The 25,813-nt window shown below is 48.6% G+C and carries 24 protein-coding genes; 21 read left to right on the top strand and 3 right to left on the bottom strand.

The features are described from left to right. Positions 1-29: 29 nt before the first annotated feature. Together ACE3MQ_RS23480 and ACE3MQ_RS23475 are read left to right on the top strand one after the other, a co-directional pair. Positions 30-455, top strand: a complete 426-nt coding sequence (locus ACE3MQ_RS23480) for an organic hydroperoxide resistance protein (protein ID WP_379397322.1) — start codon at positions 30-32, stop codon at positions 453-455. Between the two features lie 167 nt (positions 456-622). Beyond that, complete coding sequence (locus ACE3MQ_RS23475; protein ID WP_379397320.1) at positions 623-901, top strand: hypothetical protein; 279 nt, start codon at positions 623-625, stop codon at positions 899-901. Between the two features lie 151 nt (positions 902-1,052). Here ACE3MQ_RS23475 and ACE3MQ_RS23470 read toward each other — a convergent pair whose 3' ends face one another. After that, positions 1,053-1,976, bottom strand: a complete 924-nt coding sequence (locus ACE3MQ_RS23470) for a helix-turn-helix domain-containing protein (protein WP_379397318.1) — start codon at positions 1,974-1,976, stop codon at positions 1,053-1,055. A gap of 270 nt (positions 1,977-2,246) precedes the next feature. On the opposite strand from ACE3MQ_RS23470, the gene ACE3MQ_RS23465 reads away from it, so the two are divergent. The 17 genes from ACE3MQ_RS23465 (at position 2,247) to ACE3MQ_RS23385 (ending at position 21,967) form a co-directional block, all read left to right on the top strand. Beyond that, complete coding sequence (locus ACE3MQ_RS23465) at positions 2,247-4,952, top strand: family 78 glycoside hydrolase catalytic domain (RefSeq protein ID WP_379397316.1); 2,706 nt, start codon at positions 2,247-2,249, stop codon at positions 4,950-4,952. After that, positions 4,939-6,216 (top strand): MGH1-like glycoside hydrolase domain-containing protein, encoded by a 1,278-nt coding sequence (locus tag ACE3MQ_RS23460; protein WP_379397314.1) that lies wholly within the window; start codon positions 4,939-4,941, stop codon positions 6,214-6,216. Before ACE3MQ_RS23465 ends, ACE3MQ_RS23460 begins: the two co-directional genes overlap by 14 nt. A gap of 99 nt (positions 6,217-6,315) precedes the next feature. Continuing rightward, positions 6,316-7,635 (top strand): ABC transporter substrate-binding protein, encoded by a 1,320-nt coding sequence (locus tag ACE3MQ_RS23455; protein ID WP_379397312.1) that lies wholly within the window; start codon positions 6,316-6,318, stop codon positions 7,633-7,635. Positions 7,636-7,664: 29 nt separating this feature from the next. Beyond that, positions 7,665-8,624: a carbohydrate ABC transporter permease gene (locus tag ACE3MQ_RS23450; protein WP_379397310.1), complete on the top strand. Its 960-nt coding sequence runs from the start codon at positions 7,665-7,667 to the stop codon at positions 8,622-8,624. A gap of 4 nt (positions 8,625-8,628) precedes the next feature. Continuing rightward, complete coding sequence (locus ACE3MQ_RS23445; RefSeq protein WP_379397308.1) at positions 8,629-9,474, top strand: carbohydrate ABC transporter permease; 846 nt, start codon at positions 8,629-8,631, stop codon at positions 9,472-9,474. A gap of 33 nt (positions 9,475-9,507) precedes the next feature. Then, a complete protein-coding gene (locus ACE3MQ_RS23440) occupies positions 9,508-10,995 on the top strand; it encodes a DUF5060 domain-containing protein (protein ID WP_379397306.1) in 1,488 nt (495 codons plus the stop codon). 41 nt (positions 10,996-11,036) lie between these two features. Continuing rightward, positions 11,037-11,468: a thiol-disulfide oxidoreductase DCC family protein gene (locus ACE3MQ_RS23435; protein ID WP_379397356.1), complete on the top strand. Its 432-nt coding sequence runs from the start codon at positions 11,037-11,039 to the stop codon at positions 11,466-11,468. Between the two features lie 137 nt (positions 11,469-11,605). Continuing rightward, on the top strand, positions 11,606-12,772 hold the full coding sequence (locus tag ACE3MQ_RS23430) for a P-loop NTPase family protein (RefSeq protein WP_379397354.1): 1,167 nt from the start codon (positions 11,606-11,608) through the stop codon (positions 12,770-12,772). Next, positions 12,769-13,989 (top strand): CpaF family protein, encoded by a 1,221-nt coding sequence (locus tag ACE3MQ_RS23425; protein WP_379397304.1) that lies wholly within the window; start codon positions 12,769-12,771, stop codon positions 13,987-13,989. The genes ACE3MQ_RS23430 and ACE3MQ_RS23425 overlap by 4 nt, the downstream gene beginning before the upstream one ends. 35 nt (positions 13,990-14,024) lie before the next feature. Beyond that, positions 14,025-14,828, top strand: coding sequence for a type II secretion system F family protein (locus ACE3MQ_RS23420; RefSeq protein ID WP_379397302.1), 804 nt, complete (start codon positions 14,025-14,027; stop codon positions 14,826-14,828). Between the two features lie 11 nt (positions 14,829-14,839). Next, positions 14,840-15,715 (top strand): type II secretion system F family protein, encoded by an 876-nt coding sequence (locus ACE3MQ_RS23415; RefSeq protein ID WP_379397300.1) that lies wholly within the window; start codon positions 14,840-14,842, stop codon positions 15,713-15,715. Between the two features lie 28 nt (positions 15,716-15,743). Then, positions 15,744-15,941, top strand: coding sequence for a Flp1 family type IVb pilin (locus tag ACE3MQ_RS23410; protein ID WP_110933733.1), 198 nt, complete (start codon positions 15,744-15,746; stop codon positions 15,939-15,941). After that, the gene (locus tag ACE3MQ_RS23405) at positions 15,941-16,594 is read left to right on the top strand and encodes a TadE/TadG family type IV pilus assembly protein (protein ID WP_379397298.1); all 654 of its coding nucleotides are present in this window, start codon (positions 15,941-15,943) and stop codon (positions 16,592-16,594) included. The genes ACE3MQ_RS23410 and ACE3MQ_RS23405 overlap by 1 nt, the downstream gene beginning before the upstream one ends. Positions 16,595-16,621: 27 nt before the next feature. Continuing rightward, positions 16,622-18,847, top strand: coding sequence for a hypothetical protein (locus ACE3MQ_RS23400; RefSeq protein ID WP_379397296.1), 2,226 nt, complete (start codon positions 16,622-16,624; stop codon positions 18,845-18,847). Then, a complete protein-coding gene (locus tag ACE3MQ_RS23395) occupies positions 18,816-19,811 on the top strand; it encodes a TadE/TadG family type IV pilus assembly protein (protein WP_379397294.1) in 996 nt (331 codons plus the stop codon). The genes ACE3MQ_RS23400 and ACE3MQ_RS23395 overlap by 32 nt, the downstream gene beginning before the upstream one ends. A 12-nt stretch (positions 19,812-19,823) precedes the next feature. Then, a complete protein-coding gene (locus ACE3MQ_RS23390; protein ID WP_379397292.1) occupies positions 19,824-20,336 on the top strand; it encodes an A24 family peptidase in 513 nt (170 codons plus the stop codon). 20 nt (positions 20,337-20,356) lie between these two features. Then, a complete protein-coding gene (locus ACE3MQ_RS23385; protein ID WP_379397290.1) occupies positions 20,357-21,967 on the top strand; it encodes a DUF6382 domain-containing protein in 1,611 nt (536 codons plus the stop codon). Here ACE3MQ_RS23385 and ACE3MQ_RS23380 read toward each other — a convergent pair. Then, positions 21,964-22,899, bottom strand: a complete 936-nt coding sequence (locus ACE3MQ_RS23380) for a TIGR01777 family oxidoreductase (protein ID WP_379397288.1) — start codon at positions 22,897-22,899, stop codon at positions 21,964-21,966. The two genes, ACE3MQ_RS23385 and ACE3MQ_RS23380, sit on opposite strands and share 4 nt — an antisense overlap. A gap of 93 nt (positions 22,900-22,992) precedes the next feature. Further along, positions 22,993-23,466, bottom strand: coding sequence for a DUF2621 domain-containing protein (locus tag ACE3MQ_RS23375; protein ID WP_379397286.1), 474 nt, complete (start codon positions 23,464-23,466; stop codon positions 22,993-22,995). Positions 23,467-23,602: 136 nt separating this feature from the next. Between ACE3MQ_RS23375 and ACE3MQ_RS23370 the strand changes: the two genes are divergently transcribed. Both ACE3MQ_RS23370 and purU read left to right on the top strand, forming a co-directional pair. Then, entirely contained in the window at positions 23,603-24,730 is a 1,128-nt protein-coding gene (locus ACE3MQ_RS23370; RefSeq protein WP_379397284.1) for a deoxyribonuclease IV, read from the top strand. Positions 24,731-24,777: 47 nt separating this feature from the next. Continuing rightward, a complete protein-coding gene (gene purU, locus ACE3MQ_RS23365; protein WP_379397282.1) occupies positions 24,778-25,677 on the top strand; it encodes a formyltetrahydrofolate deformylase in 900 nt (299 codons plus the stop codon). Positions 25,678-25,813 lie beyond the last annotated feature (136 nt).

Here is a 25,813-nt window from a genome sequence, read left to right as displayed (position 1 = left end):
CCGAATTTTGAACAAGGAGGGAACGATACATGAAAGCAATGTACACGGCAACCGCAACGATTCAGGGAGGCAGAACCGGCAAGGTAGAGACATCCGATGGAGCGTTGAAGCTCGAGCTCAGCATGCCTGAAGCGATGGGAGGACAGGGCGGCTCCGGCACCAATCCCGAGCAGCTGTTTGCGGCCGGCTACGGGGCTTGCTTTGCCAGTGCCCTGGAGCATGTGGCGGAACAAGAAGGCATAAAGCTGAAGCAGGTGGTCGTTAAGCACCATGTAAGCATTGGCAAGGATCCGGCGGATGATGGATTTCAATTAGCTGTGGCCATCGATGCGCAAATTCCGGGAGTAGAACGCGATGCCGCTCAGGACTTGCTGCGAAAAGCGCATGATTTTTGTCCGTATTCGAAGGCGACCAGAGGAAATATTGAAGTGAAACTAAGCTTGATGGAAGCTTAATGATTTTAAAAGACTTCTCCTGGGCAATACTGTTCAAGAGAAGTCTTTTTTTCGCTGAGGAAATGGATTTAATTGTAATATCATTCCAAGTTGACACACTGCAAAAAATTATTTAATATGTCTAAGTACTAAATTAGGATTTAAATTTGATAATACGGGTGATGACCATGTCTTACAGACCGAGTGTTCACAACGTGACCAAGGCCAGCAGCAACGAAAAGGATGGACTGTACGAATTTATCGTTACGATGGTTGATGGTACGGCGTGCCGAGTATTTTTCCACCGAGATCCGGAGTGGCGGCTTACGAACATCAGCCGGTTGCAGAGGACTCCTTGTCCGGTTTGCCGCAAAGATTTTATTTGCAAATGCATGGACAAATTCAGCGGAGAAATCAGACAGCAGATTGATGATGGTCAGTGGATCGAGAAAGCGCTGGCTCAGTAAGATAGCAGTCAATCAACGTTGAAGACGGGCTCGATAGCGGGCTCTATGAGACCGTTCATAGGATTGAAAAGCAAGCGGGTCGATCAAGGAGCTTCCTTGGCTGACCCGCTTGCTTTTTTTAGATTACAGAATTTATAGACGTTTTTCTTATCTACATAACAAATTTGTTGGCATCGTATGCCGATTCGCACTTTTCCTGTTTTTTATATATTTGGCGGTATCTCAGAGGAGATTCCCCCGTAATTTTACGGAACAATGCATGGAAAAATTTCATGTCGGAGTACCCAACCTCTTCGGCGATTTGAGCAACAGACCAGTCGGTATGAACGAGCAGCTCGCAGCTTTTGAGAATACGCACGTGCTGAACGTAACGGTTAAAGGTTTTGCCCGTGGCTTGTTTGAACATATTCTGGAACTGTCTGACGCTCATGAATGATTTTTCCGCCATCATCTCTAGCGTCAAATGCTCCTGATAGCGATCCTGCAGGATTTGCAGCGCTTCTTGCATCCTGTCAGCCTTCAAGGTAGAGGGTTCTATATACGAGCTTGTAGCAGTCTCCCTGGCGAGGCGATCGAGTGTGATGAAAATTTGCAGGACTAGTGAACGGATAAGCACCCTGTAATTGCTGCCTCTGTTGTAGTACTCGATATAGGCCTCATTAAACAACTGGTGCAGTCGATTATGCTTGTCCCGGAACTGGTACCAGCAGCCGCCTTCTCCGGCAGAGGTTCTGGTCAACATGTCATAAAGCGGCGAGCCGGGCTGAAAGGAGTCCAACAATTCCTGAAGCGCTTCCAACTTGAAAATGCAATTACATACTACCAGTGGATGGGAGCTTTTTGCCGAGACCGGACGGAATACATGAACCGTGCCTACCGGCAGCAGAAAGACGTCTCCTTTTTGCACAGGGTATGATTTTTTGTCAATATAATGATGTCCTTGTCCTTCCTCAACCAAACATAATTCTACAAAATCATGTACATGTTCCCGTAGATGAAACGCCTCGACTTCACGATTGAGATAGATTGGAAAATCATCTTCAAAGAACCGGGTGCCGCGCAATGTAAACACCATTTGTAAGCGCCTCCATTTTTCATGCAGAGAATGAGTTGGCTTATGCTTCTAAGATACAAGAAAGAATAGACTACGGTGATTTTTGCATTGCTTTTCTAATATTAAACATAGATTCACGGAAAGATCAAGTCTACATTATCCCCCCTTTTATTATGCCAGATCGCCCTATAAATTTATATTTTACTTCACCTATACTGTGGATAAATCTTTAACAATTATTCTGCAGAGTAATGATTTAATGGCTTAAGTTAAAGGGGAGATAGCAAAAATATGACAATAAAAATCGTGCGGCTGCTTGTTGAGGATGAGGAGAATCCTCTGGCGATCGGAACAGATTGCCCCAGATTTAGTTGGCAGCTGGCACAGAATTCTCTGGATCCCGAGTGGAATTTACTGCAAGTCGCTTACCGGATTATTGTCGCTGATAGCGAGCCGATTTTGGCGGAAGATCAGGGGAATATGTGGGATAGCGGTAAAATAGAAAGTGATCAATCTGTTTATGTTCCATATCGCGGCAGGACGTTAACCTCAGGGACAGCCTATTTTTACAAAGTTCAAATCTGGTGCTCAAATCAGCAGGACGGCGTATGGAGTCCCATTGGAAAATTCGATACAGCATTGGCTGATGCGGATTGGAACGGAAAATGGATCGGACGGGCCGATCAGCAGGAGGAGGAGCTAGTCCCCGCAAGCTATTTGCGCCGAGAGCTGAATATAGACAAGCCTGTTCTTAGGGCGAGGTTATATGCAACAGCATTAGGAATGTACGAAGCACGGCTGAATGGCGAACGGGTAGGCGACCATATACTGGCTCCGGGTTGGACAGATTATGCACAGCGAACTCTTTATCAGACTTACGATGTTACGCAGATGCTGCATGAAGGGAGAAATGCCTGGGCGATTATACTGGGGACAGGGTGGTATGCTGGCAATGTAGGCATGATGGGAACTCGGATTTATGGCAGCAATCCATGCTGCCTGATGCAGCTCCGGGTAGAATACCAGGACGGAACGAGCGCAAGCTTTTGTACCGATGAAAGCTGGCGAATGAATGAAGGGCCTATTCGCTATTCCGATATGATTAAGGGAGAGAGCTTTGATTCCCGGCTTGAGCAACGCGGATGGGATCGCTCCGGGTTCGACGATTCCAACTGGACGGTACCGGATTTATTTCAGGAATATCCCGGGACGCTTCAACCGCAAAATGGCCCGCCTGTTCGAATAACGCAAACCTTGGAGCCTGTTCGGAGCTACATGACAGAACGAGGAACCATCATATTCGACTTTGGTCAAAATATGACCGGTTGGACTTCATTGACGGCGATCGGCCCGGCAGGCAGCAAAGTTTCGGTCAATCATGCGGAAATGCTGGATGAATCCGGCTTATTGTATACCTTGAATTTGCGGAAAGCCGTACAAACCTGTCACTATGTGCTGGATGGGGAGTCGAAGCAAACCTTTCAACCCCATTTTACGTTTCATGGCTTCAGATACGCTGAAGTAGAGACTTCTTCCGAAGAAGTGACTGTGCTGGCGTTAACGGGAAAGGTCATACATTCGGACACGCCGCCTAGCGGAGAGCTTCACACTTCCGATGAATTGGTTAATCAGCTCATCTCCAATATCAAGTGGGGACAGCGCAGCAACTTTTTGTCCGTTCCGATGGATTGTCCGCAGCGCGATGAACGGCTGGGCTGGACTGGAGATGCGCAAATTTTCATTCGCACGGCCTCATACAACATGAATGTAGCGGGTTTTTTCCGGAAGTACATGGTAGATATCATAGATGCACAGTCGCCGGAAGGGGCGTTCCCTGATGTTGCCCCGGATGCCGGATGGCGGATTTATAAAGGCATCAGCAATGCAAAATGGTTTGCGCCTGATAATGCAGGTTGGGGAGATGCAGGTGTCATCATTCCGTGGACGGTTTATCTGATGTATGGTGATTTGGATATATTGAGCGACTGCTATGCTTCCATGCAGCGTTGGGTTGAATATTTGGAGAAAAACAGCGAGGGATTGCTGCGGGCTGATTATGCGGATCATGCCGATTGGTTATCCATCGGCGCGGATACCCCGAAGGATGTGCTCGCCACAGCATATTTCGGCTACAGTGTCTCCCTGCTGGCAAGAATAGCGCGAGTGCTTGGGAAAGATGAGGATGAACAAGCTTATCTAGCCCTATTCAAGAGAATATGCGATGCCTTTATGGGGGCCTATGTTTCTTCTGACGGCAGGATCAAAGGGGATACACAAACTGTATATGTGTTAGCTATCCATTTTGATCTTCTTGCTCCGGCGATTAAGCCGCAAGCGATAAACCGGCTTGAACAGCTTATCGTTAATAATGGCTGCCGTTTAAGCACCGGCTTTCTCGGCGTAGGGTACCTGCTTCCGGTATTATCGCAGAACGGCTTGAATGATCTTGCGTATCAATTGCTGCAGCAGGAGGAGTTCCCGTCCTGGCTGTATTCGGTGAAGCACGGGGCTACGACCATTTGGGAGCGCTGGGATGGCTGGACGGAGGAGAAAGGCTTTCAGTCTCCCTCGATGAATTCATTCAACCATTATTCACTTGGATCCGTAGGAGAGTGGCTGTACAGATATGCTGCCGGTATTGAGCCTGATTCCTTCGAACCTGGCTTTAAGAAAATACGGATAAAGCCATATCCGGGAGGCGGTTTGACCCATATTAACGGCAGTTACGAATGTCCTTACGGCATCATAACCGTGGATTGGGTCAGGGAGAACAACAGATTTAGCATGAAGGTGAGCCTGCCAGTGAACACCACTGCCGAGCTTTGCATTCCCGGCAGCGTGACGCATACTGTCGGCCCAGCTAAATATGTCGGAAGTAAGGAAGGGCGGTCGGTCTATACGGCCGGATCGGGGCATTATTACTTTGAAAGCGAATTAATAACCGAGGAAGCACGATCTCAAGGTAAATTGCAGGAGGTTGCGGATGAACACGAATAGCTATGATCAGCATGTGACCTTGCTTCGTAGTTTCATAGCTGAGCAGGCTGGAGGCTGCTTGAAGGAACCGTCGCATTATTTGAAATATCCTTTTATAGACCCAGGATCCGTGTATAGCGCGAATCTATGGGATTGGGATTCCTTCTGGTCGGCCTACGCCTTGCTGAATTTGGAGGGCAGCCTGCTTCCAGTGGGAGCAGTGACACCGTACGCGAAGGGGAGTATCCATAACTTCTTTGATCATCAGCAGGAGGATGGCTATATTCCCATGATGATTGAGAAGGGCAAGACAGAGGAGCCTTATCTTATATGCAAGCGCAAGGAAGGTTTCAAGCTCAATATGCACAAGCCGTTTCTGAGTCAGCACATTGCCCTTATTTCGGGACATTGCGGCGATTACGAGTGGGCACGCCAATACGTTGAAGGGTTAGAAAAGTATTTCGGCTGCTATGACCGCGATTACTATAATGAGAACTGCAAACTATATGTTTGGGCGGACGACATCATGATTGGGATGGACAATGATCCAGCGACCTTCGGAAGACCGAAATATTCAACGGCTAATATTTATTTAAATGCATTTATGGTCAGCGAACTGAAAGCTATGGCTTTACTTTGCAGCAAATGGGGATTTATGGGCAGAAGGGAACATTATTTGGAGAAAGCCAGGACGCTGGAGTTGGCGATTCAGGAAGAATGCTGGGATCCAAGGGACAAGTTTTTCTACTCAGTGGATGTCGACATTAAAACACGTCAGTTCGATTGGTTCCATACGGGACTAGGTGTCTTCTGGAAGACGCTGCCGATTAAAGTTCGCGCTTGGAGTGGATTTATTCCCTTATGGTCGGGAACAGCGACGCTGGAGCAAAGCGCTTATTTATCTGGATTGCATCTCGCGGACAAAAATACTTTCAACAGTCCCTATGGAGTTCCTTCGCTTGCTATGGATGAGAAAATGTATAATATTTCGGCGACCAATAATCCGTCAAACTGGCTTGGGCCGATCTGGGGAATCGTCAACTACGTAGCGTTCCGCGGATTAATGAACTACGGATTCAAGGCAGAGGCGAAGGAGATTGCTCGAAAAACGGTATTGCTTTTCGGCAGCGACCTGGAGAGAAGCGGAACGCTCCATGAATATTATGATCCGGCCAGCGGGCAACCCGTCATGAACGGCGGATTCCTGAATTGGAATATGCTAGTGCTGAATATGGTTGACGAGCTTGCCGGCAAGCCTCCACTTGCTTTGCATTTAAGCGATTGAGCTTGAATGAACTACAAGTTATGAAAACGGTTACTCTCTTTTTTTAAATATAAAATAGAAGGATTTCTAGCATTTAAAAAACAGAATGGGGGAACTAACATGAAATTTCAGAAGAAACTGCTGACAGCTTTACTGGTACTGATGCTGCTCATCGTTACAGCCTGCTCGGGAAGCGGTGGCGAAAACGGTAAGAATGCTGCAAGTACATCTAAAGGCGCCGGGGAGGAGAAGGTGAACCTCCGGATTATGTGGTGGGGCTCTCAGGCTAGACATGATGCGACATTAAAGGTCATTGAAAAGTTCCAGGAGAAATATCCGCATATTAAAGTCAGCCCGGAATACATGGGCAATGATGGATATTTCGACAAGCTGGCTACGCAAATTGCCGGCGGGAATCCACCGGATTTGATGCAGCTCGGCAATAACTATCCAGACTACGTTTCTAAGGATGCCTTAATGGATTTGACCCCTTATATGGGACAGGAGATCAATGTAGAGAATTTTGACCAGAATGTGATCGAAGCAGGAGCTATGGATGGCAAACAATACGGAATCAGCCTGGGTTCCAATGTGCTGGGGCTCATTTATAACAAGGCATTACTGGAGAAGGCGGGACTTCAGCCGCCGAAGGATAACATGACGTGGGAAGAGCTAGAGGCATTTGGCAAAGATGCGGTGACAAAGCTGGACAAAGGCGTTTATGCCTTCGCGGATCAATCATTTTTCCCACATTATCTGAACTACTTCCTTCGCCAGCAGGACAAAACCTTTTATCGCGATGGTGCAGTAGCTTTTGCCAAGGAGGATATTGAAAATTGGTTCAATATGTGGAAGGGCTTCCGGGAAGCAGGGATTGTTCCTACCTCCGAAGCAACGGCCTCCATGTCAGAAACAAGCCCGGATGTATCCTTGCTTGTACAGGGCAAAGTATTGATGTCGCTTGTATGGTCGAACCAAATGTCCGGCTTCCAAAATGCCATGCAGGATGAATTGGGCGTTAGCCTGCTGCCGGCAGCCAAAGACGAGAAGCGCTCTGGCTTGTGGATTCAGCCGAGTCAGTTCATGACGGTCAGTAAGCAATCCAAGCATCCAAAGGAAGCGGCTATGTTCATTGATTTTATGGTTAACGATCTGGAAGCTACTAAAATCCTGGGCAATGACCGCGGCATTCCGGGCTCAGAGAAGGTAAGAGAAATGCTGATCGGTGAAGGTTCCGATATTGATAAGAAGATTTACGAATACTTTAATCTCTCAACAGGTACGGCCAGTACGATGGATCGCGAGCTTCCGAACATTAGCGAATTCGACGGACAGCTGAATAATGCGGCTATGGCTGTAGGATTTGGTACTAAATCGCCGGCGGAGGCAGCGACGGATGTCGTATCTGCGGCGGAAGCGGCAGTGAATAAAGCGAATTAGAGTGTAATGCACAGAAAGGATGAGCGCCATTGAGTCAGGCTGCAGTTACACCAACAGCGCCCGGTCAAGATGACCGGGCCAGCAGCCGCCCGTTAGTAAAGTGGTGGAAGCGTAATGCAACGGCATACTTTTTTTTACTGCCCTGGTTTATCGGTTTCTTTGTTCTGACACTTATACCGATGATATCTTCGTTATATTTGTCTTTCACCGATTTTGACTTGCTTACACCATCTAAATGGGTCGGTCTTGCCAACTACGACACGATGTTCAATCACGATCCGCGATATATAAAATCATTACAGGTAACCTTCACCTATGTCTTTAGCTCGGTTCCTCTAAAGCTTGCCTTTGCTTTGCTGGTAGCAATACTTATGAACAAGGGCATGCGAGGTCTTGGCTTATACAGAACAATATATTATATTCCGACATTGCTGGGAGGAAGCGTAGCCATTTCCGTGCTTTGGCGCAAAATGTTCGGCGGTGGCGGCGTTGTGAATAGCTTTCTCCTGGATTACTTTGGCATTCAGGCGCCGGATTGGGTGTCCAATCCTAAGTATGCCTTATCGTCGCTGGTTGCTTTGTCGGTCTGGCAGTTCGGTTCCTCGATGATTATTTTTCTGGCAGGGCTGAAGCAGATCCCTCAGGACTACTATGAGGCTTCCCAGATCGATGGTGCAGGCAAATTCAAGCAGTTTATGAGTATTACGATCCCTATGCTGTCCCCAATCATTCTATTTAACTTGATTATGCAAATTATCAGCTCGTTTCAGGCATTTACCCCTGCGTTTATCGTTAGCGGCGGGAAAGGCGGACCTTTAGACTCGACGATGTTCTACACCCTTTATTTATATCTTAAAGGCTTCTCTTTCTTTGAAATGGGCTATGCTTCCGCGATGGCTTGGGTACTTCTTGTGATTATTGGCATATTTACAGCCGTTATATTCGCTTCCTCGAAGCATTGGGTGACATATGGGGATGGAGGGGAATAAAACCATGGAACGGACGACAAAAAATTATTCGGTGCTTCTGAAGCATTGCTTTGTAATATTGCTGGGAGTACTGATGATGTACCCCGTCATTTGGATGTTCATGAGCTCGCTGAAGCCAAGTCAATATATTTTTAGCGACCTGAGCCTTTGGCCTAAAGAGTTCACCTTCGGCAATTATGCCGATGGATGGAAAGGGATTGCCGGACGCGGCTTCGGCATATATTTTTGGAACTCTATTCTCATATGCATCTTTGTCATTATTGGTAATCTGATCTCCTGTTCGATGGCAGCCTTCGCTTTTGGACGGCTGGATTTCAGTCTTAAGAAGCTTTGGTTTGCCATGATGATGATCACGATTATGCTGCCGCAGCACGTCAAGACAATACCGCAGTATATTATGTTTAAAAATATCGACTGGGTGGACAGCTTCCTTCCGCTGATTACGCCTAAGTTTCTCGCTACAGAGGCATTTTTTATTTTCCTGCTGGTTCAGTTCATCCGGGGTTTGCCGAGGGAATTGGATGAATCGGCACGGATTGACGGCTGCGGGCCTGTGCAGATTTATTACCGTATGATTATGCCGCTCGCCTTTCCCGCGTTAGTCACTACTGCATTGTTCTCCTTTATGTGGACATGGGATGATTTTTTCAGCCAGCTGCTGTATCTTAATGATTCTGCTCTTTACACGGTGCAGCTTGGGTTGCGGCTGTTCATGGATTCGACCGGCGAATCGTCCTGGGGGCCGATGTTTGCCATGTCCGTATTGTCTTTAGTTCCTAGCTTGATTCTCTTCTTCTCGATGCAGAAGTATTTTGTGGAAGGAATCGCTACAACCGGGATCAAGGGATAAAACAACAGATTAGTAGATCAAGGAGGTTATCGCTTGCTGCATTCAGGTCAGTTGGATACGTCTTCAGCTATTGTAGAGCAGTGGGACAGATTTGAGCTTGCTATTTCGGCTCCAGAACAAAGTGATCCTTATAGTGACGATATATGGAGCGCAACCTTCAAGAAGGGCTCCCAATCCATGAAGGTGAAGGGATTTTACGATGGAGACGGGATATACCGGCTGCGGTTCATGCCTAATGATACAGGGATCTGGTCCTACGTAACAAATAGCAGGATGCCGGAGCTTCATGATGTATCGGGTACATTTGAATGTACAGCTCCTGCCGCAAACAATCACGGCTACGTTAAGGTAAAAGACGAAAGACATTTCTGTTATGCGGATGGAACGGCTTATCATCCATTTGGGACGACGTGTTATGCTTGGATTCATCAGCCTGAAGAGGTTAGACGGCGTACGATGGATTCTCTTGGCAGGTCACCGTTTAACAAGCTGCGCATGACTGTATTTCCGAAGAATTACAGCTTCAATGCCACCGATCCGGTAGAATTCCCGTATAAAGGCAGTCCGGAGGAAGGATTTGATCTTAAGAGATTCAACCCCTCCTTCTTTAGAAGATTGGAAGGCCATATTGATGAGCTGCTTAAGCTGGGAATCGAAGCGGATCTTATCCTTTTTCATCCTTATGATGAAGGAAGATGGGGCTTTGACCGGATGCCGGCGGAAGCAGATCAGCGATATTTGCGTTATATCATAGCCAGGCTTGCTTCTTTCCGCAACGTATGGTGGTCTCTAGCCAATGAATATGATTTTATGAATGAGAAAACCATGGGTCAGTGGGATGCTCTGTTTCAAATTGTCCAAGCCGAGGATCCGTACGGACATCTCCGCTCGATTCATAACGGTACGAGGATGTATGAGCCGGCCAGTGTAGTTTTTTATGATCACAGCCGCGATTGGGTTACGCATTGCAGTATACAGCATTGGGATGTTACTCTGGTTCGTGAGTGGCAAAGAGCTTACAGCAAGCCCATCGTCATTGATGAATGCCTGTATGAGGGCAATGTGCCTTTTCGCTGGGGAAATATAACGGGAGAGGAAATGACCCACCGCTTCTGGGAGGCGGCAGTCCGCGGGGGGTATGCCGGCCATGGCGAGACTTATCTCCACCCCGACGGCGAAATATGGTGGGCCAAGGGAGGAGAGCTTCAAGGGAGCAGCCCGAAGAGAATATCCTTCCTGCGACTTTTTATAGAACAACTGCCCGAGGGAAGCGAACCGTTGTTTACGATGCGGCAAATGGAAACGATCGGGATAGAGGGAAAGTACTATTTGGGCTACTTCGGAATTCATCGTCCGGCCTATTTTGTAGCTGAGCTGGATGAGAAAAACAGCTACCAGGCGGAAATCATCGATACTTGGGAGATGACAATAACTCCGGTCGAGGGTGTGCTTAGCGGGATAAGCACGATCGAGCTGCCGGCCAAGCCGGGAATTGCCCTGAGAATTAAGAAGCTTCATTAGATTTGAAATGTTATAATCGTTCTAAAGTGAGGTGAGCGATGATGACACGAAAGACGGGGCAGGAGCAAAATGTAGTTTTGTTTGATGGCGTATGCCATTTATGCCAGGGCGCGGTCAAATTTATTATAAAGCGCGACCCAGGGCGCCGCTTTCGATTCGCCTCCCTCCAGTCGGAAGCCGGGAAGAGAATATTGCAGGGCAGCCCCCGGCAGGATATTACCTCCGAGCGGATCGATACGATTGTACTTTATCAGAATGGCGCTTACTATACGCGGTCATCTGCTGCGCTTCGCATCGCGAAGGGGCTGCGTTTTCCTTGGCCGCTGGCTTACGGGTTTATCATTGTGCCGCGATTCATAAGGGATGCCGTGTATCGCGTAGTGGCAGCCAATCGTTATCGATGGTTCGGCAAGGATGAGACATGTCTTGTTCCTACGAAGGATAACAAGGAGCGTTTTTTGCAGGACGGATAGCCATGTAAAAAAGGCCTTGCGAGAGTTTGCTAATTATGGTATTCTAACTGTAAATTTCAGGAATGAACGGCGGAAGCACCGTCCAACAACCGTAAAGCGGTTATTGGGCGGTGCTTTTTTGCGTTCCAAGGGGGTTGATGGTAAGAGTGGTTCCAGTTCGGCTTATTCTGGCCGTTAAGGATGAGCAGTATATTGAGCCTTTTCTGTATTATGTTCGCCATAGCGAGTTTGATCGCCGTTTCTCCGTAACGGCATTCAGCCGTGAGGATGCTTTTGTACGGCACATGGGGTCGAGTCGGCTATTTGTGGATCTCGTTCTGGCGGAGAATACGTTTCTGGAGGCTTGGCTGGGCGGCGGAGGAGCTCTGCAGGTGCCCTGGATTCGCCTTGATGAAGGCGGGGAGGGGAATGTCCAAGGGAAGAGCCTCTCCAAATTTCAACCGCTGCCTCTGCTTCTGTCCGCTGTGCTGGAATATGCTCGGGGAGGAGCTGGGGTCAGAGGCTCGGCGGAGGGCAAGGCGCTGATCGTAGGCGTATATTCCGTAGTTGGCGGATGCGGCAAAACGACGGTGGCGATCCATTTGATGAAGCAGCTTGCCGGGGAGGGATGCAAGGCTTTTTATCTTAATCTAGAGACGATCAGCAGCGGTATTCTATACGATGGCCGGTCTTTGTCGGAAGGGCAGAATCCGGCGCAAGGTCTTGCGAGGCTTTTATATGATCTAAAGGCAACGAGGGAGCGTGGCGATCCCATGAAGCAACCGCTTTCGGCTTATGCGCACAGACACCCTTTACTGGAGGGGGATACATTTGGGCCGCTAGATAATGTAAATGAAATGCTCGAGATGGAGCGCGAGGATGCGGCAGAGCTGATTGATTTCATCACGGACAGCAGTCTCTATGATGTTATTATCGTCGATGTCGATTCGTATCCTAACGCGAGAACAGAAACGATTCTAGAGCGCTCTGACAAGCTGATTTGGCTTTTAGCCGATGAATGGAACGTGATGCGCAAAAGCGGACTGTGGATGGCTCATTTGGAGCGGACAGATCCGGCCCTGTTTCGCCGAGTGATGGGGAAGACGTTGTTTGCTGTCAACCGCTGTATGGGGGAATTGAATCATGCCATGCCGAGATCAGGCATGACCCCTGAGATTGTCCTGCCCTATATTCCTTCATGGAGCCAGGGAACGGGACAAGGGACTCTGCTGCATTCTCCGATTTTCCAGAAGGATATGTTGAAGCTATGCCGCAGCATACGCAGCGGCCGATATGCGAATGAGGGTGGGGGAGCTGCAGGGTGACCGAGGACTTTTTTGCGGAGCTGCGTTCAAGCATCCGATCCGGGCTGGATATGACTTCGACGCTATCGGATGCGCAGTTGATGGACTATATTGAACGCCGCGTGCTCGAGGCGAAGGAGCTTTATGAATTAACGGCATCCGAGAAGAGAAAGTGGGTTCGCAGGCTGCATGATTCTTTTCGGGGCTTGGACGTGCTTCAGCCGCTCGTGGATGATCGATCGGTATCTGAAATTATGATCAACAGCCATGAGGAGATTTTTATTGAGCAGCATGGCCAAATCCGCCGCATTGGGGTGCGCTTTGAATCGAGAGACAAGCTGGAAGACATCATTCAAAATATCGTCTCCAGCGTGAACCGGGTCGTAAATGACTCTTCACCGATCGTCGATGCGCGGCTGCCGAATGGGTCACGGGTGAACATCGTGCTTCCGCCCATAGCGCTGAAAGGCCCCACGATGACGATTAGAAAGTTCCCCGAGCAGCCTGTAACGATGGAAAGGCTTGTGGAATGGGGCTCATTGACCGAGGATGCGGCTGTTTTTTTGCAATGCTTAGTAAGGGGGAAATACAACATTTTTATTAGCGGGGGAACGGGATCGGGGAAGACAACGTTTCTCAATGCGCTTTCGCAATATATTCCGCCGGATGAACGGGTGATTACGATTGAGGATTCGGCAGAGCTGCAAATTGTCACGGTACCGAACTTAGTCTCGTTAGAGACGCGAAATGCCAACACGGAAGGGAAAGGCGAAATTTCCGTCCGGGATTTAATCCGCGCTTCACTGCGGATGAGGCCTAACCGGATCGTGGTCGGCGAGGTGCGAGGGAGCGAAGCCCTGGATATGCTGCAGGCAATGAACACTGGACATGATGGATCTCTATCAACCGGCCATGCCAACAGCACCAAGGACATGATCAGCCGGCTGGAGACGATGGTGCTGAGCGGCGCCGAATTGCCAATTCAAGTGGTGCGGCAGCAAATCGGCTCTGCGATTGATATCATTGTTCATCTTTCAAGGCTGCGGGATCGCTCGCGCAGGGTTGTAGAAATCTCGGAAGTATGCGGTTTAAGCGAGGGGGAGGTGGTGCTGAATCCGCTATATATTTTTCAAGAAGAGGAAGAATGTGAGGGGAAAATACGAGGGCAGTTGGCTAGGAGAGGAAGCTTGACTCATCTCGATAAGCTTCGCATGGCGGGAATTACGCCGGATCAATAGGAGTCGAAAAGAGCAGTATCGAAGGGTGAGAACGCATGAAGAAAGCATTGCTTAGGCGGAGTAGCAGGATCAATTCCCCGGAGAATGAAGCAGGGCAGCTGCCGGATTATCGGGATTATGTGCTTTCAGGAAGGCAAACCGTACTTTGTTTGGTCGTAGGGGGCGCGCTGCTTTTAGTTGTCGGGTATATATTTTTTCACTCCTGGATACTGGCGCTTATTCTGGCCTGCTGCACCGTATTTGTTCCAAAGCCGTGGAGCAGGTATTTATTGCGCAGAAGAAGGGAGGCACTGAGTCTGAACTTCAAGCAGGCCTTGTATTCATTATCCTCCTCCCTCGCAGCAGGACGCTCGGTGGAGAACGGATTTCGTGAAGCGATACAAGATTTGCGGCTACTATACCCGGATGGGACGAATGATCTCATCATTGAGCTTGGAATTATATGCACCCGTCTTGAGTACGGGGAGCCGATCGAGGACGCGCTGCAGGATTTCAGCAGACGGGCCGGCATGGAAGACATCAGTAATTTCGCGGATGTATTTATGACTTGCAAGCGCTCCGGCGGTGATTTAGTAGAGGTGGTGAGAAGAACCTCTTCCATTATTAGCGAGAAGCTGGAAATCAGCCAGGAGATCAGTGTCATGATTGCCCAAAAGCGCTTTGAGGCAAAGGCCATGCTGGCCTCGCCCGTCCTGTTTTTATTATTTATGGATCTGACATCTCCGGAATATATGCAGCCGCTTCATCATGGAGTCGGACTGATCATTTCAGCCGTTGCCCTCATTCTATTCGTCATATGCTCTTGGATCATGATGAAGATTATGGATATCCGGGTTTAGGAGGGATGAAAATGAACCTGCTGTGGGGAACCCTGCTGATCGTTTTACTTATCACGTGGATTTTACTGTATCAGAAATCAGTACATCAATATTCCGGCCTCGCCAAGCTGCGGATGGAAGTCATCCGGCTGCAGCGAATTGCCCCTCCCATGCTTTATTTGCTGGAAAAGGTGAGAGTGTCGCAAAGGCTCCCGCTTTTTTTCTTCAAAATCCAGCGCTCGATAAGGCGGATTAATGGCCAGCAGCACGGCGGGGAATACACCATGCTGTTTCTAGCGGAGATGCTCTCCTACAGTTACTTGCTGCTTATAGGAGGTTGCCTCATCTCTTTAGTCATGGAGGGGGAAGCCAGCGGATTCTTCATAAGTACTGTTCTCGCCGTGCTGCTGCCGATCGCTCTGATTAAAGATCTGCACAGCAAGGTAAAGCGTCGAGAGCAGCAGATCATACTTGAGCTGCCGGAGCTGCTGAATAAAATTGTACTGCTGGTCGGCGCCGGTTCAACCGTCCAGCAGGCAATCAAGCAATGCCTGGAACGAAAGCGGGGGCAAGAGACGCATCCTCTGTATCGCGAGCTGTTTCAAATGCAAAGAGAGTGTGAAGGGGGATATTCCTTTCCCCAGGCATTGGAAGGCTTCAGCAAACGCTGTGGAATTCAGGAGGTGTCTGCATTTACGACGGCTGTTCTGCTTAATTTCCGCCGCGGCGGGAACGATTTTGTATTGGCGCTTCGCGATTTGTCCCATACGTTGTGGGAGAAGCGAAAGGCAGTCGGTAAGACATTGGGAGAGCAGGCTTCATCCAAGCTGGTGTTTCCGATGGTGCTGTTATTTTTAATTATTGTAATTTTGGTGGGGACTCCCGCCTTCATGATCATGGATTTATAGCTTTTATTAATTAAGGAGGAATTTAATTATGTTGAAGGTAATGCGTGCGAGAATGGGAGAGCTTTGGCGGAACGAGGACGGACTTGGGATGCTTGAAATGATCCTGATTATCGCGGTCATCGTTATTATTGCAGTTGTATTTCGTAAGGAGCTGAAGGCGATCGTTGAGAACCTGCTTTCCAAAGCCGGCAAAAAAACCGATTCTTTCATGGAAGGCGGAGAGTAGTGAAGCTGCTCCGGAATAAGGATGGGAACTTTACAATAGAAGCCTCGCTAGTTTTTCCGGTCATATTTTTTACGATATTGCTGCTTATGTTTTTTTGCATGTATTTGTATCAAAATGCCGTACTTGGCCACATGTCTGCCGTGGCCGCTGAACGCAGCGCCTATACATGGGACAACAGCTATCGGGATCCCCGAACAGGGGCTTATGAGGAAGGAAAGCAGGACTCCATTTATTGGCGCTTAAATGACGATGGCATGCTGCAGCTTCTCTTCGGCTGGCTCGGAGGAAATTCCTCGGTTGTATTGGAGCTGCCAAAGGAGGGGAGATCCGGTGAAAGCCTGACTTTAAAGAAACTCGGAAATACAGGGAGCGAGATTCCAGCCGAAATGGAAGGACAAATGCAATACGATAATCGGCTGCTGTTTCGCAAGGTTTCCGTGTCTTTAAATCGATATGATTCCCTTTCCCCGCTAGAAGCCGTAATTGGAGACGTCATGCAATCGGGGCATTCCGCTGCCTATGTTGTGGAGCCGGCGGAATGGATTCGAACGGTGAAACTTGTCCGATATTACGGGGCGAGGTTCAGAGGCTCTGGAAAAGAGCATGTCAATCAGGCCGAGGCAGGGAACGCGTTGAAGTTATATGCAAAATAAGGCCATATCTTTCATAAGGAGGTTCATATGGTTGACAAGCGCCGTTCAGAACAGGGGGCAGTAACGGTATTTTTGATCGTTATTTTTGCGGCTGTCTTCGCTTTTGTAGCTATTTTTATTGATTTTGCCAGAATGTCAGCGCTCCACGCGAAGACAGAGGCGCTTGCCCATGCGGCATCTCGTTCGGTTTTATCCGCGTATGACAAGCAATTATTAGAGGAGTATGGCTTATTCGCATTTGGCGAAACGGATGAGAATTATATTATGTCGAAGGTGCTCCAGGATCATTTTGATCTTGCAATACGGAGCGATGATTTGCCGATCATGGGGGCAAGGCTGGATTCCTCCACTGTAGAGCTGTTGCGGCCGCTGGGGAATTATTCCGTATTAACGCAGCAAATTCGGGAGGAGATGAAATATAAGGCCCCGATTGATTTTGCAATCGAGGTCATCAACAAATTTAAACCGATGTCGCAGGTCATGAAGGAAGCCTCGAACACGGTGGATTTGCTGGGCAAGCTTCAGAGACTGTATGACAGGCGGGAGAGTAAATTGGATCAATTGCTTGCTGCCCAGAAACAGGCAGCCTTCTCGGTCAAAGCATTTTCAGACCGGTTAGCCCGCGGAGGCAATGCATATATTCCGGACAACTCGCTTGGCGGGCGTATTTATCTCATTTCAGATGCGGCCTCCCAATATAATGACTACTTGGCAAAATTGGAGGAGGATCAGCAGAGGGAAGCGTCCGAGAGAATTTATACCGAGCTGCTGGCGGATTTCCGATACGATACGGATATTGCTTTTACCGCCCTTTCACAAGCCAATCAAGCTTCAGAAAGGCAGCACGCTCAGCAGCTTCCGGCAGCTAGGGCTTTGCTTGAAGAGGTACGAGAAATTAACGAGCAGATGCGTCAAGTGATCAGGGAATCCGAGAAACGGCCGGTTCAACAGGGGTATAACTCAGTAACCGAGGCGCCAAGCACAGGGGGAGAGACAGATATCAACGGAGAGGCTGAAATCGCCGACATCCGAAATAAGAGTCAATCCTTGCTGCTGCAGGACTCCCTTCTGGCGGATTTGGAAGCGGGAATCGAGGCCCAAGCGTCGAGTTTCAATAAGGTTTACCAGGCAGTAGGCTCGCTGCTGTCAAGCCCTTCTGCTATTGGCGGGACTTCTTACGGAAGTGCAAGTACTTTTAAGTCGGAGACTATTCACGCCAGTCGTGAAGTCGATCATTATTTGCGGACATATGCTGATTCCGGAAGCGGCAACGTACTGCAGCAATTCGAAGCAGCTTTGCAGGCTCATCGTTCCAGCGATGCTGAGCGTAAGCAGACAGAGAAGCAAGCTGCTGCGGAGCTGAAGGAAGTATCCAATTTGCTTCGGAAAATCGAGGATTTGAAGAACAAAATGGGCGAGCATCAGAAGCAATTCGATGTGCTGAAGACTTATTTTGACGGCAATCGCAGCCTGAATCAGAATTTATCTAACGAAACAGGAGGAAGCCCGAGGGGGCGCAGCAATGATCCTTATGAAACGGGCGAGGAGGCGATGGGGGGCATGGATGCCTTGTATGCGTCCTTGTCCGAAATGCTGTCGAGCATGACGGACAATGGCTATCAGACCGAGTATATCGTCAGTTACTTCGACTTCTTCGATGTTAGCGCCCTTAAGGAGCTTATGGAAGGAAGCGCGGATAAACTGGACGCTATCGTGGAGCAATTTGCCCCTGAACGTCAGGAAGTGGAATACATCTTGTATGGATTTCATAATCCGGCAGGAAATGTGGGTGCAGCTTATGGCGAAATATTCACGATGCGTCTAGCGATCCGTACGATGGAGGGATTGATCAAGAACGCTAACAAGGTCAATCCGTTATTGATCCTGGCCTCCGCTTTATTATACGGAGTCGTCGAAGCCATAAAAGATATGGTACTGCTATGTCAGAAGGGCAGCATACCGCTGAGCAGTTTTTTGAAAATCGATTTAACGTACAGGGATCACTTGCGGCTATTTCTATTGCTCCATGGAGGAAGCGAACAGCGGCTATCGCGGATGCTATCGGTAATTCGTTTGAAAACAGGAATTAACCCGGATGAACGAGCTACCTATATTAAAGGAGAAGTAACGATAGCTTTACCATTATGGTTCTTGCCGGGCGTATCCAAAGCTATCGGGAGTTCCGGCGCTTTAAAGGGACGGGTGGAAGGAAGCCGATATTATGCTGTCAAGCAAGCGCATTACTCATATTGAAACTTCAGCCAGAGGCACTCAAGGAAGCATGGTGCTGGAAGCTTCACTCGTACTGCCCATTTTCATTATGGTGATGTTCTTTTTTATATATATGGTTCAGATGACCGTCTACTCAGTTCAAATGCATATCGTTGCTTCAAACGCGGTGAAGCAAGTATCTGCGCACATATACCCCGTTGCTTTGGCTGTCGATAAGTACTCGGAGCAAAATGCCGGGAACGGGAATGAGGATGGCGGGCAAAAGGACGTCTTTGATTGGAGTATGCCTAAGCTGTCTCTATCGGAATGGGCTGGACAGTACGCTGGTTCACTTCCCGAGCCCTTATCCGGGTGGATGACCGATGCCGCAGCCAAGGGGGATGAACCGTTAAACGATTTAAAAAATAGTGTGCTGGAGGCTGTCCTTGATCCCGTGGTGAAGCCGCTTTTGAAGCCGTTTTTGCTGGACACCCTGTTAAGTGTAGAACGAGTGCATGTCAGTCGAATTACTGTGCCCGAATTAAAGACAGGTAAAAATCCGTATTTTGGCATCGAGTTAAGCTATGAATTACCGGTCAAGGTGCCATTCACCAATCGGAAATTGGTGCTTCAGGCCAGGGCGCAGGAGCGCCTTTGGATCGGGGATACCGGGGAGCTGAAGGAGAGCGGTAGCGAGGAGCAGGCGGAGGGAAGGGCCCCGGTAATTTTAACCAAGCCAGAGCCTGCGCTTGCTGGCCATAAAGCGCGGATAACTGCCCAAGTCGAGCCGGGTACGGTTGCCAAGCTGACGGTCTACTATAAAAGCGGAGTAAGCCAAGCTAAATTTCTGGGCGAGGCTTCCTCCGATGAGCAAGGCGTTGTGGAATGGCAATGGCTTGTCGGGGGGAATACGACGCCGGGTACCTGGACTTTTGTAGTCGAGACGGGGGATGGACTTCGTACTACGGCAGAGTTTGTTGTCGAGAGTCCAAATAAAAAGAAGTAAGGAGAGCTGGCCATGCTTTTAGAAATTTGGGGCTGTTTTATTTTGCTCGCCGCAGCCTTTATTACCGATATTCGCACGATGAAAATTCCCAACACGATCACAATAACTGGCACGGTACTCGGCGCTGTATATCATACGATGGCAAATGGCGGTACAGGCCTTGTTTTTTCAGTGAAGGGCGCCGCCGTTGGTTTTGGAATTATGGCGATATTATACGCGGTGCGAGCTGTGGGTGGCGGAGACGTGAAATTGTTTGCTGGAATTGGGGCTTGGGTAGGAGTACCTCTCACATTATCTATGCTGCTGTATTCGATTTTAGCTGCCGGATGCATCGGCATCCTCATTCTTATTTTCAGAAGGGAAACGATCATGCGGCTTGGCGGTATCTTGCGCAGCCTTCTGGGGGTCATCATGCTCCGCAGCATTAGTCCCGTTCAATCTCTTACAGCGAAGGATAAGCCGCTGACCTTCCCATTTATGCTGGCTGTGCTGCCCGGTGCCATCACGGCTGTCTATTATTTTTAGAAGCAAGGGGGTGAACGTTGATGTCGGGCTTTGTGACCGATTTTATCAGGAACGGTGGAACATATATGATTATTAATACTGAAGAAGGATTACATAGCGATCACTTGAACCGAATTCAAAGAAATATGCTGGCTTCGGTGACGATTCCTAATTTACTGCGGCTGGATATTCGGGAAATAGACTTTGAGGTTACGCTGCATTATGAAATTACCGGGAAAAGAATGCTGTCGCAGTGCCTAAAAAGCGATTGGATGACGATGACGGAGTTTTACAGCCTCTTGCTGCAGATCGTTAAAGTGCTCGATAGTAGTAAGGAATACATGCTCACTGCCGGAAATTACCTGCTGGATGAGGAACATATTTTCGTGGAGGAGCCGTTATCCAGCGGCACGGTTTACTTAACTTATCTTCCCTTACTCGATATATCGTCAGAGCAGTCTATATCCCAATCTTTGCTGACTCTCGTCAATCGTCTCATGACGAGGGTGACGGATATGGAAGGGAGTGGCATACAGAAAATCATCGGCTTATGCGGAGGAGAGCTATTCTCGGTCGCCGGGTTAAAAAAATTACTGACATCCTTGCTGCTGGACGAAGCGACCGTTGCCCCTCAGCTGACAGAAAATTCTTTAAATCATCTTAATCTCCCGTTAGCGGATTATCCTCAAAATCCAAGCAGAATGAATTTTACGTTCGATCCAGCAAGCCTTGGTGATCGCTCCTTCAGGGAGGAAGAAGACGATGCTTGCCCAGGGGAGCCAGAGATAAGCCGGACGGAAATTAAGCCTACTTATTTGTGGCTTGGCGCTGCTTTGTTAGGCGCGTTAGTCTGGAAATTTGCGTATTGGGATAGGCCGACCAACGTTGGATTATATATCAGTATCGGAATATCGGCAGCTTTAATATTAATCGTTCTGTTCATAAATAGCGGTAGAATTGACTTAGGCAGATTTTTTAGAAGCGATAGCAGTTTGAAACGAAGCGAGGACGAGAATCAGGATCATGAGGAACGGAAAGTTCATTTTGATGGGAAGGGCGATATAGATAGGGAGGGAAAAATTGGATCGACATACCATGGTAAGCTTCACCGCTATGAGGAAAAATGGAGATGGAATGAAGGATCGGAAGCATTAGGATTGTCATCCACATCAGCGAAACAAGCAGGAGGAAATATGGCTCCCATTGCGGTAGAATCGCCCATTTCAGATCCTGTTCAAATTCCATTGTCACCGTTCATGTCAAACAGGGCTTCAGCAGAGCCTGCTCCCGCTACTGTTTTGTTAAAGGATTTATCGGGGGCTGACCAATTGAAGACAGGAAATGTAGTCCATTATTTAGAAAGAAAGCCTCACTCCGGCATGGGAGCGGAACGCATCCCACTTCCAAAGGGCAGCTTTATTATCGGCCGCTCAGAGGATCTGGCTCAATATGTAGAGAAGGAGGCCGGGGTGTCGCGTGCTCATGTCGAGCTCATGATTCGGGAGAACGGCTGCTGCATCAAGGATCTAGGTTCCCGAAACGGCACCAAATTAAACGGTGAGCTGCTCGCGCCTTACAAGGATTACCCGCTTGAGCCCGGGGACTCGTTCAGCATTGCTGAGATCACTTTTCAACTAGGAAGGAATATTTAATGCCTTTTCTTTAAGTCGGCTACTGCCGATTCCAGTTCAGGCAGCCGAAAACAAAAGCCGTATTGTAAAGCGGCTTGCGGCATAACCCTTTGACCCGCGAGCAGCAGAGCAGACATTTCACCCAGCATCGCTCTTAACATAAAAGCAGGCAGCGGAAACCAATAGGGCCTGCGATGTACCCGGCTCACGATTCTGCCAAAATCATCGTTAGTCACGGGATTTGGGCTTACTGCGTTAATGATGCCTTCGACCTCCGGATGCATGATACAAAAGTCGATCAAGGCAACGATATCGTTGATATGTATCCAGGGCACCCACTGATTGCCGGCTCCTATTTTGCCGCCTGCTCCTAATAGAATAGGCAGCCGCATAAGTGGGTAGGCTCCCCCAGTGTTCCCCAGCACTACGCCTGTCCGCAGCTTTACGAGCCGAATTCCTTGGAATCCTTCATTCGCTGCGGCCTCCCACTGTCTTGTTACGCTTGCGAGAAAGTCGTTGGCCTTCGGCTGCGAGGCCTCATCAAAGGTCTCCGTGAGGGATGTCCCGTAGATCCCGACGGCAGAGCCTTGAATGACAACTTGAGGCTTGCTGTTCAGCGATTGCACCCATTTGGCGGTCAAATCTGTTGCTTGCAGCCTTGATGCCAGAATGCGGTTTTTGGCTTTGCCTGTCCAACGCTGATTCAGCGTAGCACCTGCCAAATTGACGACCGCATCTACCTCCATTTCACGGGATGAAGGATTTTGAAGCTGCTCCCATGTCAGATAGGCAAGCGGAGTTGCCTGCCGATGAGCTTCATTATTTGGATGGCTTGAACTGTCCTGCTTTGGCTTGCCGCGCGTGATGATCGTAATTTCATGTCCCTGCTGCCGCCAGTAGGATGATAATGCCCTTCCAATAAAACCCGTTCCCCCGGATATTATGATTTTCAAAGCTTTTCCCTCCTACGTTAAAATTAGCGAGCAAATAAGAAAAACATCCGGCTGGCGTTGTTCAGGACGTCGCGACCGGATGCAGGAATTGTGCTATTTGTTGATCAGATGCTGGTACGGATGGTAGTCGATATTGCTCTTTTCTAAAAAATTCATCAGGAACTTGTAGTCCCGTTTTGGCGTAGCCACAATATAGCCTTTGATGCAGTGATCCTGAGTGACTTCGTTCGCTTCCTCTTCTATTGCGATTTTGCCGATTTCTGCCGCAATCGAATGCTTGGCGATATCCCGAAACGGAGACGGTACAGGCTGTACAAGCTCATCCAGAAAGGCTTTTGCTTCATCCGTCCATAAATGCCGGCTCTTCTCTACCCAGTGATTCTGCCAATCAAGCTTGGACATGCCGTCGGCCTTGGGGAGTACCTTCAAAAATTTGCGAAACATGAAAAAACCGCCGATGCACATGACGCCAAGCATGACAAATCCCCAAAATGCTATCGAGTTCATAAACCAGCGATTCGGCTGAGACGAAGCCAGTGCAAACCACGTTATGTTCAAGTGCAGCATCGATTCATTCACCTCAAGTAATTAGTCCTAAAACCCTTCAATCTTTAAGAATTATACCTTATTTCTGGATTTATATCGATATTCAAGATAAAATAGGTTTGTTCAAAGATCGTTGTCCATAAGGGGGATAAAGGAAATGTTAAAAATAGGTTCGCATGTCTCGTTCTCGGACAAGGGGCTATTAACCGCAACGGAGGAGGCCGCATCTTACGGCTCCAGCTCGTTTATGATATATACCGGCGCACCGCAAAATACGCGCCGCAAACCGATTGAATCGATGAATATTGAAGACGGCAAGGCCGCGATGGCCGTTGCCGGCATTGACGAAATAGTCGTCCATGCGCCTTATATTATCAATTTGGGATCTTATAAGTCGAACACGTACCAGCTGGCGGTAGATTTTCTGCAGGAGGAAATTCGCCGTACCCATGCGCTGGGTGTGAGAAATATCGTACTTCATCCCGGCGCGTTTACGGATAAGGATGCCGAATATGGCATCAACCGAATCGCCGAGGGCTTGAACGAGGTTCTGAACGGAACGAATGAAACGGAAGTCAATATTGCGCTGGAGACGATGGCTGGCAAGGGTACGGAAATGGGCCGCAGCTTCGAGGAAATCGCCGCCATCATCGACAAAGTACAGCATAACGAACGACTGACGATCTGCATGGATACCTGCCACATTCACGATGCCGGCTACGATATTGTAAATGATCTGGATGGCGTCCTTCACCAGTTTGATCAACTGGTCGGCTTGGATCGGATCGCGGTCGTGCACGTCAATGACAGCAAAAATCCGATCGGTGCGCGGAAAGACCGTCATACGCCGATCGGTACTGGATGGATCGGATTCGAAGCACTGAACCGCGTGGTGCATCATGAATTGCTGCAGGGGCGTCCATTTATTCTGGAGACGCCTTGGATTGGCAAAGAAGCCAAAACCCAGCGTCCGATGTATGAAGTAGAAATCGCTTTGCTTCGCGGCAGCATTACCGAGAGATTCGGAGAATCCTTCCTGTCGGAAATGGAGCTGCTCAGCAGCTTTTTCGCGAAACGGGATATTGAACAGCGGTCGTTCGTGCTGGACACCTGGACACTGCTTAAGGAAGATGCCAAAGCAAGAAAGGCAGATCCGCGGGAGCCGCTAGAGCGCCTATACGATTTAGTATTGGAAGCCAACCTGTTCCCGGATTACAGCGAGGAGCAAATCAACTTTAGATTGATTGGCTGGCTGGCGGCAAAGAATTTGTCCGTTACAGTATAGATACGAATGATAGTTATAATAGTTAGTAGGAGGACTTGAGAGAAAAGATGGATATACATGTTAAAACAGGCGCAAGACCTATCAAACCTTACGAGAATCACCGAGCGCGAATGTTGATTTCCTGCCCGGACGGGCCTGGTATCGTCGCAGCGGTGTCTGATTTCCTGCATCAGCATGGTGCGAACATTGTGCAATCGGATCAGTATACGATGAATCCCGAGGGCGGCATGTTTTTCATGCGGATCGAATTTGATCTGGAGCAATTGCATGACAACCTGGCGCAATTAAAGCAGGATTTCGCGGTCATTGCCGATAAATTCGACATGAAGTGGAATATTTACCCGCTGAATCGGAAGAAAAAGCTGGCTATTTTCGTATCGAAGGAAGACCACTGCCTTGTAGAACTGCTCTGGCAATGGCAAGCAGGCGATCTTGATGCAGAGATTTCCATGGTCATCAGCAATCATCCCGACAATAAAGAATACGTCGAGTCGTTCGGTATTCCTTTCTATCATATTCCGGTTACGCCGGATACGAAAAGAGAGGCCGAGCAGAAGCAGCTGGAACTGGTTAATGGAAAGGTAGATTTGATCGTGCTGGCCAGATACATGCAAATCTTGTCACCGGCTCTGATTGAGCCTTACCGGAACCGCATCATTAATATTCATCACTCTTTCCTGCCGGCCTTCGTAGGGGGCAAGCCTTATGCCCAGGCTTATGATCGCGGCGTAAAAATCATTGGTGCAACCGCCCATTACGTGACCGAAGAGCTGGATGGCGGTCCGATTATTGAGCAGGACGTTCAGCGCGTCAGCCACCGTGATGACGTCGGGGAGCTGAAACGGATCGGCCGAACGATCGAGAGAGTCGTATTGGCCCGGGCCGTGAAATGGCATATCGAGGATCGCATTCTCGTGCATCAGAACAAAACCGTCGTATTCAGCTAATTATAGAGTAAATTTATTAATCTACCTCGAACAACTAGAAAGCCGTCACAGTTGGCGTACATGTCATACTGGACGGCTTTAGCTTTACGTTTTTCGAGGTTATTTTGTAAGGTTTTGCCTTTATATGCAGAAAAAT

It is taken from the genome of Paenibacillus lentus, from assembly GCF_042714055.1.
Lineage (GTDB): Bacteria > Bacillota > Bacilli > Paenibacillales > Paenibacillaceae > Fontibacillus > Fontibacillus lentus_A.
The sequence above is the reverse complement of the archived record's forward strand: the minus strand, read 5'-3'. Positions and strand labels throughout refer to the sequence as shown.

Coding starts and splice junctions, on each gene's coding strand:
- ACE3MQ_RS23480 (WP_379397322.1), top strand. CDS start 30: ATGAAAGCAATGTACACGGCAACCGCAACGATTCAGGGAGGCAGAACC.
- ACE3MQ_RS23475 (WP_379397320.1), top strand. CDS start 623: ATGTCTTACAGACCGAGTGTTCACAACGTGACCAAGGCCAGCAGCAAC.
- ACE3MQ_RS23435 (WP_379397356.1), top strand. CDS start 11,037: ATGACACGAAAGACGGGGCAGGAGCAAAATGTAGTTTTGTTTGATGGC.
- ACE3MQ_RS23375 (WP_379397286.1), bottom strand. CDS start 23,466: ATGCTGCACTTGAACATAACGTGGTTTGCACTGGCTTCGTCTCAGCCG.
- ACE3MQ_RS23395 (WP_379397294.1), top strand. CDS start 18,816: ATGCTGTCAAGCAAGCGCATTACTCATATTGAAACTTCAGCCAGAGGC.
- purU (WP_379397282.1), top strand. CDS start 24,778: ATGGATATACATGTTAAAACAGGCGCAAGACCTATCAAACCTTACGAG.
- ACE3MQ_RS23470 (WP_379397318.1), bottom strand. CDS start 1,976: ATGGTGTTTACATTGCGCGGCACCCGGTTCTTTGAAGATGATTTTCCA.
- ACE3MQ_RS23370 (WP_379397284.1), top strand. CDS start 23,603: ATGTTAAAAATAGGTTCGCATGTCTCGTTCTCGGACAAGGGGCTATTA.
- ACE3MQ_RS23385 (WP_379397290.1), top strand. CDS start 20,357: ATGTCGGGCTTTGTGACCGATTTTATCAGGAACGGTGGAACATATATG.
- ACE3MQ_RS23445 (WP_379397308.1), top strand. CDS start 8,629: ATGGAACGGACGACAAAAAATTATTCGGTGCTTCTGAAGCATTGCTTT.
- ACE3MQ_RS23420 (WP_379397302.1), top strand. CDS start 14,025: ATGAAGAAAGCATTGCTTAGGCGGAGTAGCAGGATCAATTCCCCGGAG.
- ACE3MQ_RS23410 (WP_110933733.1), top strand. CDS start 15,744: ATGTTGAAGGTAATGCGTGCGAGAATGGGAGAGCTTTGGCGGAACGAG.
- ACE3MQ_RS23465 (WP_379397316.1), top strand. CDS start 2,247: ATGACAATAAAAATCGTGCGGCTGCTTGTTGAGGATGAGGAGAATCCT.
- ACE3MQ_RS23430 (WP_379397354.1), top strand. CDS start 11,606: ATGGTAAGAGTGGTTCCAGTTCGGCTTATTCTGGCCGTTAAGGATGAG.
- ACE3MQ_RS23415 (WP_379397300.1), top strand. CDS start 14,840: ATGAACCTGCTGTGGGGAACCCTGCTGATCGTTTTACTTATCACGTGG.
- ACE3MQ_RS23390 (WP_379397292.1), top strand. CDS start 19,824: ATGCTTTTAGAAATTTGGGGCTGTTTTATTTTGCTCGCCGCAGCCTTT.
- ACE3MQ_RS23400 (WP_379397296.1), top strand. CDS start 16,622: ATGGTTGACAAGCGCCGTTCAGAACAGGGGGCAGTAACGGTATTTTTG.
- ACE3MQ_RS23460 (WP_379397314.1), top strand. CDS start 4,939: ATGAACACGAATAGCTATGATCAGCATGTGACCTTGCTTCGTAGTTTC.
- ACE3MQ_RS23455 (WP_379397312.1), top strand. CDS start 6,316: ATGAAATTTCAGAAGAAACTGCTGACAGCTTTACTGGTACTGATGCTG.